This window comes from Dactylosporangium sp. NPDC005572 (assembly GCF_040605515.1).
Taxonomy (GTDB): Bacteria; Actinomycetota; Actinomycetes; order Mycobacteriales; family Micromonosporaceae; genus Dactylosporangium.
The window spans coordinates 14,183-27,740 of sequence record NZ_JBEXCY010000017.1 but is presented as its reverse complement, the minus strand read 5'-3'; the positions used below and the strand labels follow the sequence as shown (position 1 = coordinate 27,740).

Genomic DNA, 13,558 nt, shown 5'->3' with positions numbered 1-13,558 from the left:
CCGCGCCCGTGAGGCTCCGGCTGGCCCGCCGGATCGGCACTGCGAACCCGCGCCTGTTCGGCTCGTTCGTCGAGCACCTGGGCCGCAGCGTCTACGGCGGGCTGTACGCCCCCGACGACCCGTCCGCGACGCCTGAGGGCTTCCGCGGCGACGTGCTCGAGCTCGTCCGCGAGCTCGGCGTCACGGTGGTGCGCTATCCCGGCGGGAACTTCGTCTCGGGCTACGACTGGCGCGACGGCGTCGGCCCACGAGACGCCCGCCCACGCCGCCTCGACCTCGCCTGGAAGAGCATCGAGCCGAACACATTCGGCACCGACGAGTTCGTGGCATGGTGCCGTCAGGCCGACGTCGAGCCGATGCTCGCGCTCAACCTCGGCCTCGGCGACGCACGCTCGGCGCTCGACCTGCTCGAGTACGCCAACCACCCGGGCGGCACGACGCTCTCCGACGCTCGCATCGCGAACGGCTCGCCCGAGCCGCACGACGTGCGCCTGTGGTGCCTCGGCAACGAGGCCGACGGCCCGTGGCAGCTGGGCCATCTCTCCGCTGCCGCCTACGCTGAGCGCGCGACCGTCACCGCCGCCGCGATGCGCCGGTTCGACCCCGCGCTCGAACTCGTCGTGGTCGGCAGCTCGCACGAGCGGATGCCCACGTTCGGCACGTGGGAGCGCGAGGTGTTGACGGGCACGATCGACCTCGTCGATCACCTGTCGTGCCACATCTACTTCTACGACAAGGGCGACCGCGCGCGGTTCCTGCGCTCGTCGGATGTGCTCGACAGGTTCCTCGACGACGTCACCGCGACCATCGCGCACGTGCGGGCCGCGACGCGCAGCGAGCGCGACGTCCGCATCAGCCTCGACGAGTGGAACGTGTGGAACTACACGTCGTACGACGAGATCGAGCCGCAGCGCGTGTTCGAGGAGGCGCCGCGCATCCTTGAGGAGAAGTACACCCTCGCCGACGCGGTCGTGGTCGGCACGCTACTGCAGAGCATCCTGCGTCACGCAGACGTCGTCGCCATCGCCGCGATGGCGCAGCTCGTCAATGTGATCGGCCCGATCCGCGCTGAGCCCGGTCGGCCCGCCTGGCGGCAGACCACGTTCCACCCGTTCGCCGCCGTCGCCCGCAGCGCGGGCCACACCGTGCTGGACACCACGGCGGACACGACGGGCGGCGCCGACGCGACGTGCGTCGTCACCGTCTCCCCCGGCGGCGACCACGCGCTCGTCCACCTGGCCAACCGTTCGACGGTCACGGTCGCCGACATCACGCTCGACCTGCGCGAGCTGACCCCGCGCTCCGTCGAGCACGCCGAACTGTTGTGGGCGCCGGACCCCACGGCGACGAACACGGTCGACGACCCTGACGCCGTCGTGCCGCGGCCGCTCGACACGCGACTCGACGACGGGACGCTCGCGCTTCGGCTGCCGCCTGTATCGTGGGCCACTGTCCGCGTCGGCTGCGCAACCGAAGGTAGGTGAGCAGATGGCACGCAAGGGCGGGAGCGTCACGATGGCCGACGTCGGCGCCCGCGCCGGCGTCACGGCCCGAACCGTGTCCAACGTGCTCTCCGGGCACACGTCGGTGCGGCCCGAGACGCGTGACCGTGTGCTGCGCGCTGTCGACGATCTCGGCTACCGCCTGAACACGTCAGCGCGCAGCCTGCGCACCGGGCGGACCGGCACGATCACGCTCGCCATCCCCGACCTGATGATCGACTATTTCATCGACCTCGCCCGGCGTATCATGACCGAGGCCGAACGGCACGACTGGACCGTCGTCATCCAGCAGACCGGTGCACGCCGCGAGAACGAGATCGCGATCCTCTCGGGCGCACGCCGCCAGCACTCCGACGGCTTGATCTTCCAGCCCCACGCGCTCGGGCCCGGCGACGAACGGCACCTCACGGGCAACGACCGGCTGGTCATCCTGGGCGAGCGGATCTTCCGCGGACCGGTCGACCACGTCACGATGGCCAACACCGAGGCGGCCAGGCTCGCGACGCAGTACCTCATCGATCGCGGCCACCGCCGTATCGCCGCGATCGGCGCGAACCCGCGCGTCGCGACCACGTCGGCGGCGTCGCTGCGTCTCGATGCATTCCGCGACACGCTCGCCAAGAACGGCCTGTCGATGCCCGCCGAGTACGTCGTCACCGCCGAGGAGTGGCACCTGCGCGACGGCGCCGCCGGCATGACGCGCCTGCTCGGCCTGCCGCAGCCGCCTGATGCAGTCTTCTGCTTCAACGACACGATGGCGTTCGGCGCGCTCCACGCGCTCGCGGCCCGCGGCGTGCGCGTGCCCGACGACGTGGCCGTCATCGGATTCGACAACGTGGCGATGGCAGAGTTCACCACACCACCGCTCACCACGATCGAGCCAGGCACCGCGCAGGTCGCCAAGCAGGCCGTCGACCTGCTCGCAGCACGCGTCGCCGGCCGTGGCGCGCCGCCGACCGAAGTGCTCACCGATTGCTCGCTCGTGGTGCGCAAGTCGGCCTGACACCGCTGAGTCGGATCGCTGAGACCGATCGTGCCGAGCCGGCCAAACCTCATCGCCCTCCTTCACCGGCAAGAGGTCTGGATGAGCCGATGCGGGTCGGTGCCGAGGCCGTGGTCTCGCCGGTGACGGGATCGGTGGCGAGCACCAACTCGCCGTTCTCGACCTCACCGATGGCCTTCGTCGAGCACGACCGCGGTCGTGGCTTGACGATTCATGGCTCGCGTTTCTCGAAGCGAGTCCACCCGGTCCAACCACGCTCGCCGATGAGCTCTCGCAGTCGCGCGACGACGGGGTGGGCACGATCGGCGGACGAGTCCATCAGGCGGATGAACGCCTCGTCGAGCGTGAGCTCGTCCTGCCGGTCCAGTTGCCCGCTGATCCGCGCCTTCTCGTTGAGCTCGCTCACCAGGTCGGCCGTTTCGCGCAGGAGTTCCTCGTCCTGCCAGTTCTCTGCGATGCGACCGATGAGCTGGGATTTGCATCGACGCTCCCGTCGTCATTTGCCTGCGGCAAAGGCGCCGCTGCCGGTCGCCGCGAGGTCGATCATGTACCGGCGGGACGGGAGTGAAAGTCAGCTGTCGGACCCGCGTCGCCTCGTCCGCCCCTGGCGACACCTCGAACGTCGCCGTAGCGGGACAAAACTCCGGCAGCGACTCCGTTCCCGGCCTCCGGGACTCCGCCGCCCTGGCCCACGTGACAGACGACCGCAGGCCGCACCGTCTTGGCTTGCCACCGCTGCCCCCACACGGGGCAGCTCACCAGAACCGGATCGCGTAGGCCGCCGTCAGCGTGGCGCCGCCGAGGATCACCGTTGCACGGACCACGCCCGGCGGTACGCGGCCGCCGACGCGTCCGCCGAGCCACCCGCCGGCCAAGGCGCCGGTCAGCATCGCCGCGGTTGCCGGCCACGCCACCGTGCCGGTACCGATGAAGACCCCCACTGCCGTGAGGCCTGCGGCCGAGGCGAGGAGGTTCTTGCGCGCGTTGACGCGCCGGGCGTCGGCGTCGGAGCTCATCGTGAGCAGCGCCGACAGCAGGACGCCGAGGCCCGCGCCGAAGAACCCGCCGTAAACGCACGCGACCCACAGCCCCGGGCCGGTGGACACGCCCACGCCGCGCGCCCGCAGCCGGGGCGCGGCAGCGAACAGGACGGTGGCGGCGCCGATGAGGACGGGTACCGCCGCCTGGAACTGCCGGGCCGGCAGGACCAGTAACAGGACCGAACCGGCCGCGCCACCGGCGACCGCGATCCCGACCTGGCCGCGCAGGCGGCGGTCGACCTCGGGGCGGCTGTCCCGGTCGGCCACGGCGGCGACGAGGTGGCCGGGCGCGAGCGCCACGGCGTTCGAGGCGTTCGCGACGACGGGTGGCAACCCGGCCGCCATCAGCGCCGGGAAGGTCAGCAGCGTCGCACCGCCGGCGAGCGCGTTGACGGCGCCGCCGAACAGGCCCGCCGCGAGCAGCGCGAGCAGTTCCACGCCGCCGATCCTGGCGTCCTCACGGCCGGCTGTCTGGAACGAAAGTGCGGTGCGCGCGGTACCGTCCGGGCGTCGTGCCGAAGACGGCCCGGAACTGCCGACCCAGGTGGCTCTGGTCCGCGAAGCCGGCTTCCGCCGCCGCCTGCGCCGGGGCCGCCCCTGCGCGCAGCAGTCGCCGGGCGAGGTTCAGCCGGGCGACGACCCGGAACGCGTGCGGCGTCATCCCGGTCTCCCGGGCGAACCGGCGGATCACCGCCTCCCGGGACGTCGCGAACCGCGCCGCGAGGGTCCGCAGGTCTGCGTCCGTGCCGATGACGGCGGCGGCGAGGGCGGTGAGCCCGGCGGACCCGGCGGACCCGGCCTCCCGGCGAGCGACCGGCGCGGCCGCCAGCAACGGGTGCAGGACCGACGCCACCTGTGACGGCGCCAGCCGCTCGACGCCGGGAGGCACCGGCACGATTGCCGCCACGTCACCGAGGACGCCATCGAAGGCATGCGGCGGCAGGTACACGTTGACGCTGTCGTCGCGCTCGGCCATCGGCGCCGCGGCGTGCGGCAGGTTCGCCGGAATGACGATGGCGTGCCCCGCACCCGCGGCGACGGACCCGGTCCGGGTGCGGAACGCGCGCCGGCCCGACGTGACGATCGTGACCTGGACCGTCTCGTGGTAGTGCGCGCCGATCGTCAACGGACCGGTGCCGACTGTCCGCGCCACCTCGGCCTGGCCGACCATGCCGTACCGCCACTGCCGCGCCACAGCACCCCCTCGAGCTACCCGCACAGGTCCGACCGACCGTCCACGCGGCCCAGGCCACCTGCGTGATCAAGGTACCGGCAATCGCCGCACCGAACGCACCCACGGCACCCACCGGCGCGAGCAGCAGAACACGGCGATGTCGACCGGTTCCGCCCGACTGGGGTGGCCGTGGCCGATTGCTCCACATGGCCAAGGGATCATGTCCGCTGCTACGCTCAATTCACCGTCATGGATCTCCCAGTCCTCGATGCTGCGGCCGGAGCAGGCGGCTGGAGAGCGGAGCGGCATGGACATCGGCATCCTCGGGCCGGTCGAAGTCTCGGTGGACGGCCGGTCGCTCCAGCTCGGCGGGCCCCGGACCCATTCGGTGCTGGCGGTGTTATGCCTCGAGGCGGGCCGGATGGTCCCGACCGACCGGTTGATCGAGGTGCTCTGGGGCGAGCACCCGCCGGCCACCGCGCGCTCCCAGGTCCAGATCTGCGTCTCCATCCTCCGGCGGGTGTTCGCCGCCGCGGCGTCGCCCGGCCCGCCGGTGGTCATCGAGACCCGCCCGCCCGGCTACGCGCTCATGCTCACCGGTGCGCGGCTCGATGCGCGGCAGTTCGAGGAGCGGGCGGCGCAGGCGACCAGGCTGGTCGCCGACGGTGCGCTGCACGAGGCTGCCGGACTGTTCCGTTCCGCACTGGAGCTCTGGCGCGGTCCGCCGCTCGCCGGGCTGACCGGCCCGATCCTGGAGGCCAGCGCCCTTCACCTCGAAGAGCGGCGGCTCGCCGTGCTGGAACGGCGCATCGAGGTCGAGCTGCAGATCGGCCGGCACGCCGAGCTGGTCGGGGAACTCGGCGAGCTCATCCTCCAGCACCCGCTGCACGAGTGGTTCTACGGCGCGCTGATGACCGCGCTGCACCGCTGCGGCCGACGAGCCAAAGCCCTGGACGTGTACCGGCAGGCCCGTACCGTCCTGGTCGACGAGCTCGGCCTCGAACCGGGGGCGGAGTTACGCCGCATCGAACAGCTGGTGCTCGCCGGGGCCCCGGAGGGACCGGTCGCACCGGAACCACCTCGTGAACGGGCCGAGGTGCCGGTGCCGGCGGCCGAGGACCCGCCAGGTCCGACACCACTCCGTCCGGTGGCGCCGAGCCGGCCACCGGTGCCGGCCGCCGGCGATGCGCCGAGGGCGGCGCGGTCCCGTCCGGTACCGCCGAACCTGCTGCCGCTGGACACCGCGGACTTCACCGGCCGCGCCGCCGAGGTGGCCCGGGTCACCTCGGCGGTCACCGGCACAACCGGCCGCAGCGCGACCCGGCAACCGGCGATCGTCGCGATCTCCGGCCCCGGCGGGGTCGGCAAGTCCGCCCTCGCGCTGCACGTCGCGCACAGCCTGCGCGACGCGTTCTCCGACGGCACGCTGTACGCGAACCTGTCCGACGGCACCTGGCCCGTCCAGCCGGTGGAGATCCTCGGCCGGTTCCTGCGCGCGCTCGGCGTCAACGGGCTGGAAATACCCGGTGGCGTCGACGCCCTCGGCGAGGTCTACCGCGACCTGATCTCGGACCGGCGGATGCTCATCCTGCTCGACAGCGCCGTCAACGAGGCCCAGGTGCTACCGCTGCTGCCCGGCAACGAACCGGCTGCCGTCATCGTGACCAGCCGTCATCGGCTGACCGCGCTGCCCGGCGCCGAGCACGTGTCGCTCGACGTGCTGCCGCCCGAGCCGTCGGTCGACCTGCTCGCGGCCGTGGTCGGGGCGGCCCGGGCCAGCCGCGACGACCCAGCCCTGACCGAGCTGGCCTCGCTCTGCGGCGGGCTGCCGCTCGCCCTGCGGATCGCCGGGGCCAGACTCGCCTCCCGCCCGCACTGGAAGCCCAGCCGGCTGATCGGCCGGATGCGCGACGAGACCCGCCGGCTCGACGAACTGGAGCACGGTGCGCTCGGGGTACGGGCCAGCATCGCGGTGAGCTACTCCGGCCTCGGCCCCGACGCCCAGCGCCTGCTGCGGCTGCTGGCCTGCCTCGACGCGCCCGAGTTCGGCTCGTGGGCCGCCGCCGCGCTGCTCGACGTGGCCTTGGACGACGCCGAGGATCTGGTCGACGACCTGGTCGAGGCCCACCTGCTGGCGGTGCTCGCCGAGACGGCCGACGGGCCGGTCCGGTTCCGGCTGCTCGACCTGGTGCGGGTGTTCGCGCGGGAGCGGGCCCAGTTGGAGGAGCCGGACGACCAGCGGGCCGCTGCGGTCCGGCGGGCCCTCGCCGGCTGGCTGTACCTGGCTGAGGAGGCGCACCGCCGCGAGTACGGCGGGCAGTACACCGTCCTCCACGGCACCGAGCCCCGCTGGGTGGTGCCGAAGAGCGCGACCGCCGCCCTGCTGGAGCAGCCGCTCGGCTGGCTGGAGGCCGAGCGGCAGGCCCTCACCGCCGCGCTGCGCCAGGCGGTACGCAACCGCTGGGACGAGCTGGCCTGGGACCTCGCGATGACGCTCGTCACGCTGTTCGAGGCGCGCAGCTACCTGGTGGACTGGCGGGAATCGGCCGAGCTGGCGCTCGCACTCGTCCGTCAGCTGGACAACCGGCGAGGCATCGCCGCCATGCAGTACGCACTGGGTGCGCTGCACATCGTCGAACAGCGCCACGCCGACGCGCGCGACCGGCTGCGCCAGGCCCTCGACGGCTTCACCGCCTGCGACGATCACCACGGGCGGGGGCTGGTCCTGCGCAACCTCGCCTTCCTCGACCGGATCGCCGGGCGGCCGGACCTGGCCCGCCTCGGGTACGAGCAGGCGCTGCCGATCCTGCGTGAGGCCGGCGACCAGATCGCGGTGGCGCATGTGCTGTCCAGCCTGGCAGCGCTCCGGCTGGACGCGGGCGACGCGAACCAGGCGCAGAAGATTCTCGACGACGCACTGACGATCACTCAGATCGCCGGCAACCGCCGGGTTGAGGGGCAGATCCTGTTCCGGCTCGGCGAGGTCCACCTGCGGCGGGACGAGCTGGATCGCGGCGCGGATGCGTTCCATCAGGTCCTGCGTCTGGCCCGGGACCACGGCGATCGGCTCGGTGAGGCATACGCGCTGCTGGGCCTCGGCCGGGTCCGGCACCGCGAGGGACGGCACGGAGCGGCGGAGACCGCCTTGTCGCAGGTGTTGCAGCTGGCCGAGAGGCTCGGGGACCGGCTGGTGGAGGCGCACGCCCGGCAGGCGCTCGGCATGCTGGACATCGAGCGGGATGAGCCGGTACGGGCTGGCGAGTGGCTCGATGCCGCAGCGCGGACGTTCGGTGCGGTCGGGGCGACCGTACAGCAGGTCAACGCGCTGGTCGTGCTGGGTGAGCTGCGATTGGGCCTCGGCGACACGCACGGCGCCATGCGTGCCGCGGTCAGTGCGGGAGCTCTGCTGGGCGATGTCGATCGCGAGGACGACACTGCCGAGGTCCGCGGGCTCCGGCAACGGATCAGCGAGCTGACCCCGCCGGCATGAACGGGCTGCCCCAGTTGGTGTCGAGTCTGCGCGTCATCTCGGTGTCCCTTCCGACTGCCGGATTCCCGTGTGGTACCGCTGGGGACCACGGAAACGTTGCCGCATTTCAATGATCTATCCGTCCGCCAACTCGGGTTGGTGCATGCTCCACGGATAGCGGATCGATAGCCCGGCGCCGCACAGTCTCCGGTTGTGGTTCACGGGGACGCACCCGAGCAACGCCCCGCGCGCCTGGGGCTGATGGTCGCTGGCGCGCTCGTCAACCGCGGGGTGCTCACCGTCGGCCTGCTGGGGGGCGGCGCGCTCGCCGACGACTACCTCGCGCTGCTGCCCGACCTGCTGCCCACCGTCAGCCAGGTCGCACTCTTCGACCGCGACGACCGGGCCGCCGACGAGCTGTGGGACCGGCTGGTCGAGCCGATGCGCCGCCGCGGCGTCCAGCTGTGCGTCGACCGGCACGCCCGCCACGTGGTGCGCGGCGCCGACCTCGTGCTCCCGGTCGACGCCGTGCACGCGGCGCCGCTGCGGGCCGGCTGGCTCGCCGCGGGCGCGGTCGTGCTGAACCTCGGCGAACGGTGCCTGCCCACCCCGTTGCGGACCGCCGCCGACGTGCTGCTCACCGCCGCCGATCCGCGGGCCGTGCTGCTCGCCGTCCTGGTCCGCCGGCTGCACGGGTCCCGCCTCACCGTCGTGGACCTGGCGGTCGACTACACAGAGTAATCGGATAGCAACCGAATGCCCGCCTGATAGGGCGTCCCGTTGCACTGCCGCCAACGTTCCGATCGGTACTTCGAAGAGAGGCGGCACATGAACCAAGCAATGATCGGCCTGGACCAGGTGGAGCAACTGTCCACCAAAGAGGTGCACGAGCTCTACCGCCGCTACGTCAGCCGCAGCCAGGTCTCGCTGATGACCACCTTCGGCTTCGGCCGGGAGCTGGTCGAACGAGCCGAGGGCGCGTCGATCTGGCTGCGTGACGGCCGCCGGGTGCTCGACTTCACCGGCGGCGTCGGCGTGCTCAACCACGGCCACAACCACCCCCGCATCCTGCGGGCCCGGCAGCGCTACGGCGAGCAGGGCCGGATGGAGGTCCACAAGGCGTTCTTCTCGCCCTACCTGGCCGCGTTGAGCCACAACGTGGCCGCGCTGCTGCCCGGCGACCTGAACATCTCGTACTTCCCCAACTCCGGCGCCGAGGCGAACGAGGGCGCCATCAAGATGGCGTACAAGTACCACGGCGGCAGTCGCAGCACGATCCTGCGGGCCGACATCAGCTTCCACGGCAAGACCCTGGGCGCAGGCAGCCTGACCGGTTCGACGGAGAACGCGTTCGCCTTCCCGGGCCTGCCGAACATCGGCGTCTACCCGTACGGCGATCTGGCCGGGCTGACCGCGGCGGTCGAGGCGGCCCGGCGCCCCGACGGCGGCTGCGACGTCTACGCGATCATGCTGGAGCCGTTCAGCGCCTCCAGCCTGCGTCACTGGTCCGAGGCCGACCTGCGGGCCGTGCGCGCGCTGTGCGACCGCAACGACATCATCCTGATCTTCGACGAGATCTACACCGGCTGGGGTAAAACCGGCAGCCTGTTCTACTTCATGCGGCACGCCGGCCTGGTGCCGGACATCCTGACGTACTCGAAGTCGCTCGGTGGCGGCAAGGCGTCCATCTCCGGCTACACCGCCCGGGAGCCGGTGTTCCGCAAGGCGTACGACCGGCTGGCCGACGTGATCCTGCACAGCACCACGTACTACGGCTTCGGTGAGGAGACCGCCACCGCCATCGAGGCGGTCAACGTCGTGGTCGAGGACGACTACCCGGCCCGCGCCCGGCGGCTGGAAGCGGACCTCGGCCCCGAGCTGCATCGCATCGCCAAGGCACACCCCGACGTCGTCCGCGAGGTCAAGGGCACCGGGGCCTTGTGGGGCGTCTTCCTCGACGGCGGCCCGCGCATCCTGACCCTGGCCGGCAAGCTGGTGCCCGGATTCGCGCACGACCCGCGGTTCAAGACCAAGCTCATCACGCTGTCGGTGATCTCCCACCTGTTCCGCGAGCACGGGATCGTCACCTACTACAGCCCGAACGTCGAGAACCCGCTCATGGTCGCACCCAGCCTGGTCGTCTCCGACGACGACGTGGAGCACTTCCTGGACAGCCTCGACGCCACGCTCAGCCGCGGCCTGCCCGCGCTGCTGACCTCGTTCGTCCGCGAGAAGGTGACGGGCCGATGAGCCACCGGGGCGGACCCGCCGAGGGCGCGTTCGTGGTGACCGGGGCGGCCGGCATGCTCGGCACGTACCTGGTCGAGCGGCTGCTCGCGACGGGCTGGCGGGTCCGCGGGGTCGACCGGCGGGGCAGCGCCGTGCCGGCGCACGCCCGGCTGGAGCACGTCGAGGCCGACATCCGCGACACCGCCGCCATGCGGCGGGCGTTCGCCGGCGCGACCGCGGTCGTGCACTGTGCCTCGGCGCTGCCCAGCTATCCGGCCGACGTCATCCGATCGGTGATCGTCGACGGTACCCGCAGCGTGCTCGACGCGGCCGGGGAAGCCGGCGTGCCGCGCGTGGTGCAGATCAGCTCGACCGCGGTCTACGGCCTGCCGAAGGTCGTACCCACCACCGAGGAGCACCCGCGCGAGCCGGTCGACGTCTATAGCGAGGCCAAGACCGACGCCGAGGTCGTGGCGGACAAGGCCCGCGCCGACGGGATGTGCCTCACCACCCTGCGGCCCAAGACGTTCCTCGGGCCGGGCCGGATGGGGCTGTTCGCGATGCTGTTCGAGTGGGCCGAGGAGGGCCGGAACTTCCCGGTCCTCGGCCGCGGCGACGTCCGGGTGCAGATGCTGGCCGTCGAAGACCTGGTCACCGCGATCGAGACCGCCCTCGCCGCACCGCCGGACGTCGCGATCGACACCTACAACATCGCCGCCGCCGAGTTCGGCACGATCCGCGAGGACTTCCAGGCGGTCCTCGACGCCGCCGGGCACGGCAGGCGCGTCGTCGGCGTGCCGGCCCGGCCGGCCGTGGCGGTCCTCTCGACGCTGCAGCGGGTCGGGCTGTCCCCGGTGTACGGGCGGCTGCTGCACAAGCTCCTCGCCGACTCCTACGTGAGCATCGCCAAGGCCCGGGACCGGCTCGGCTACGCACCCACCCGGTCCAACCGGGACACGATCCTGGCCACGTTCGACTGGTGGCGCGAGCAGCGCGGCTCGCCGTCCGGGAGCGGGGTCACCAGCCGGGAGCCGTGGAAGCAAGGGGCTCTCGCCGCCGCCAAGGTGTTCTTCTAGGACGGGAAATGCGATGACCACTCTGGAAACGACCCCCGCATCCACCGCCGTGCCCACCACTCCCCTGCTGCTCGATCTCCTCCGGGTCGCCCGGCCGGCCCACTGGGCCAAGAACGTCCTGGTGGTCCCGGCGGCCCTGCTCGCCGTGCCCACGGTCTCGGCGTCCGGCGCCGGCAGCGTCCTGCTGGCCACGGTGGCGTTCACCCTCGCCTCGATCGCCGTGTACTTCGGCAACGACCTCGCCGACCGCGGCCGCGACCGGCTGCACGCGGTGAAGCGGCTGCGGCCCATCGCGTCCGGCCGGGTCTCCGGCACGCTCGCCGTGACGGTCGCGGCCGGCGTCCTGGGGCTGCTCGCCCTGCTGCTCGTCGCCGTCCCGGGCGTGCCGCCCGGCCCGATCCTGGCCTATCTGGTGCTCAACGTCCTGTACAGCCGGGTGCTCAAGCACATACCGCTGGTGGATGCCGGCTGCGTCGCCGCCGGGTTCGTCCTGCGGATGCTGGAGGGCTACCTCACCGTCGGCGCCCGCGTGCCCACCTGGCTGCTCGTGGCGGTCTTCTCCCTGTGCCTGCTGCTGGTCCTCGGCAAGCGGCGTCAGGAGCTGTCGGTCGGCGGCAGCGCGCACCGGCCCGCCCTGCGCGGCTACACCGTCGAGCTCACCGACCACCTGATTCAGCTGACCGCGGTGCTCACCGCCGTGGCGTTCCTGCTGTACCTGCGGGGCGACGCGCAACTCGGCGCGTTCGCGGAGCCGGCGATGCTGGCGTCGGTGCCGCTGGCCCTCTTCGCGCTCGCCCGCTACATCCAGGCGGTCCTGGTGCGCGGCGTCGGCGACCCCGTCCTCGCCCTGCTCCGCGACCGCGCGATCGTCGGCACCGGCCTCGTCTGGGGCGTGCTGTTCGTCACCGCGCTGGTGCTCTCGCGCGACCCGGCGCTCGCCCACCGGCTCCAGTCGCTCATCAACTGACCACCTCGTCGACCAAGGAGAAGGCACCGTGTCCGTACCCCGGGTCTCGGTCATCATGCCCAACTACAACCACGCCGACTCGCTCGACCGCACCATCGCGGCCGTCCGCGCGCAGACCGTGCCGCCGCTGGAGATCCTGTTCGTCGACGACTGCAGCACCGACGACTCGGTGGCGATCGCCGAGGCCGCCGGCGTGCGGGTCGTCAGTACCCCCGTCAACAGCGGACCGGCGGCGGCCCGCAACCTGGGCGCGCAGCTCGCGTCCGGCGACGTGCTGCTCTTCCTCGACTCGGACGTCGAACTGGCGCCGACCGTGATCGAGCGGGCCACCGCGCTGCTGGACGCCCGGCCCGAGGCCGGCGCGGTCTGCGGCATGCTCGACGACGTCCCGCTCAAGCGCGACAGCCTGCTGCAGGAGTGCCGGTGCCTCCAGGCGCACTACTGGCGGATCAGCTCCGAGGGCGTGGTGTCGTTCCTGTTCAGCGCGATCTGCGCGATGCGGGCCGAGGTCTTCGCCGAGATGGGCCCGTTCGACCCGCGGCTGCGCGAGACCGAGGAGGTCGAGTACGGGCAGCGGCTGTCCACCCGGTACCAGGTGCTGCTCACCTCGGCGCTGTCCGGCCGGCACCGCGACGAGCCGCGGCTCTGGCCGTTGCTGCGCAAGCTGTTCCGCCGCAGCCGGCTGCGGGTGCCGCTGTACACCAGGCGGCGCAGCTTCGCCAAGGGCTTCGAGACCTCGGCCCGCATCTTCGGCAGCGTCGCCGCCACCGCCGCGGTCCTGAGCCTCCCGGCGGTCCTGGTGAGCCCCCTCCTCGCGCTGGCGCCCGCCGCGCTGCTCGCCGTGTCGATCGGGTGCGACGCCGAGATGTACCGGTTCGTGTTCCGCCGCCGGGGCGCCGGCTTCGGCCTGTTCTTCACCGGCGTGCAGGTGCTGCAGAGCGTGGCCATCGTGGCCGGCGCGGGCTTCGGCGCGCTGCAGTGGCTCGCGTCGCGGGAGTTCCGCGCCCTGTACGACCTCGCTCCGCAGCCGCGGCCGATCCGGCTGTCCGCGGCATGAGCGGTCCGGAGCGAAGCGGAGGGGCCGCTCATCAGAGGCAC

The 13,558-nt window shown here is 72.4% G+C and carries 11 protein-coding genes; 8 read left to right on the top strand and 3 right to left on the bottom strand.

The annotated features are described in order from the left end of the window. Positions 1 to 8 precede the first annotated feature (8 nt). The gene (locus ABZS66_RS11860; RefSeq protein ID WP_354757090.1) at positions 9 to 1,484 is read left to right on the top strand and encodes an alpha-L-arabinofuranosidase C-terminal domain-containing protein; all 1,476 of its coding nucleotides are present in this window, start codon (positions 9 to 11) and stop codon (positions 1,482 to 1,484) included. A 4-nt stretch (positions 1,485 to 1,488) separates the two neighbouring features. Further along, entirely contained in the window at positions 1,489 to 2,505 is a 1,017-nt protein-coding gene (locus ABZS66_RS11855; protein WP_354757089.1) for a LacI family DNA-binding transcriptional regulator, read from the top strand. Positions 2,506 to 2,716: 211 nt separating this feature from the next. Here the strand turns inward: ABZS66_RS11855 and ABZS66_RS11850 are convergent, their stop codons facing one another. From ABZS66_RS11850 to ABZS66_RS11840, 3 genes are all read right to left on the bottom strand, one after another. Next, entirely contained in the window at positions 2,717 to 2,911 is a 195-nt protein-coding gene (locus tag ABZS66_RS11850) for a hypothetical protein (protein ID WP_354757088.1), read from the bottom strand. Between the two features lie 349 nt (positions 2,912 to 3,260). Next, the gene (locus ABZS66_RS11845; protein ID WP_354757087.1) at positions 3,261 to 3,983 is read right to left on the bottom strand and encodes a sulfite exporter TauE/SafE family protein; all 723 of its coding nucleotides are present in this window, start codon (positions 3,981 to 3,983) and stop codon (positions 3,261 to 3,263) included. A 19-nt stretch (positions 3,984 to 4,002) separates the two neighbouring features. Next, a complete protein-coding gene (locus tag ABZS66_RS11840; RefSeq protein WP_354757086.1) occupies positions 4,003 to 4,740 on the bottom strand; it encodes a helix-turn-helix domain-containing protein in 738 nt (245 codons plus the stop codon). A 286-nt stretch (positions 4,741 to 5,026) separates the two neighbouring features. On the opposite strand from ABZS66_RS11840, the gene ABZS66_RS11835 reads away from it, so the two are divergent. The 6 genes from ABZS66_RS11835 to ABZS66_RS11810 all read left to right on the top strand — a co-directional run bounded on the left by ABZS66_RS11835 (position 5,027) and on the right by ABZS66_RS11810 (position 13,517). Beyond that, on the top strand, positions 5,027 to 8,209 hold the full coding sequence (locus ABZS66_RS11835) for a BTAD domain-containing putative transcriptional regulator (RefSeq protein WP_354757085.1): 3,183 nt from the start codon (positions 5,027 to 5,029) through the stop codon (positions 8,207 to 8,209). Between the two features lie 240 nt (positions 8,210 to 8,449). Then, positions 8,450 to 8,929, top strand: coding sequence for a hypothetical protein (locus tag ABZS66_RS11830; RefSeq protein ID WP_354757084.1), 480 nt, complete (start codon positions 8,450 to 8,452; stop codon positions 8,927 to 8,929). 189 nt (positions 8,930 to 9,118) lie between these two features. Continuing rightward, positions 9,119 to 10,438, top strand: a complete 1,320-nt coding sequence (locus ABZS66_RS11825) for an aspartate aminotransferase family protein (RefSeq protein WP_354757135.1) — start codon at positions 9,119 to 9,121, stop codon at positions 10,436 to 10,438. Continuing rightward, positions 10,435 to 11,493: an NAD-dependent epimerase/dehydratase family protein gene (locus ABZS66_RS11820; protein WP_354757083.1), complete on the top strand. Its 1,059-nt coding sequence runs from the start codon at positions 10,435 to 10,437 to the stop codon at positions 11,491 to 11,493. The genes ABZS66_RS11825 and ABZS66_RS11820 overlap by 4 nt, the downstream gene beginning before the upstream one ends. A 13-nt stretch (positions 11,494 to 11,506) precedes the next feature. Beyond that, positions 11,507 to 12,460, top strand: a complete 954-nt coding sequence (locus ABZS66_RS11815) for a UbiA prenyltransferase family protein (protein WP_354757082.1) — start codon at positions 11,507 to 11,509, stop codon at positions 12,458 to 12,460. Positions 12,461 to 12,488: 28 nt separating this feature from the next. After that, positions 12,489 to 13,517: a glycosyltransferase family 2 protein gene (locus ABZS66_RS11810; protein WP_354757081.1), complete on the top strand. Its 1,029-nt coding sequence runs from the start codon at positions 12,489 to 12,491 to the stop codon at positions 13,515 to 13,517. Positions 13,518 to 13,558: the final 41 nt, after the last annotated feature.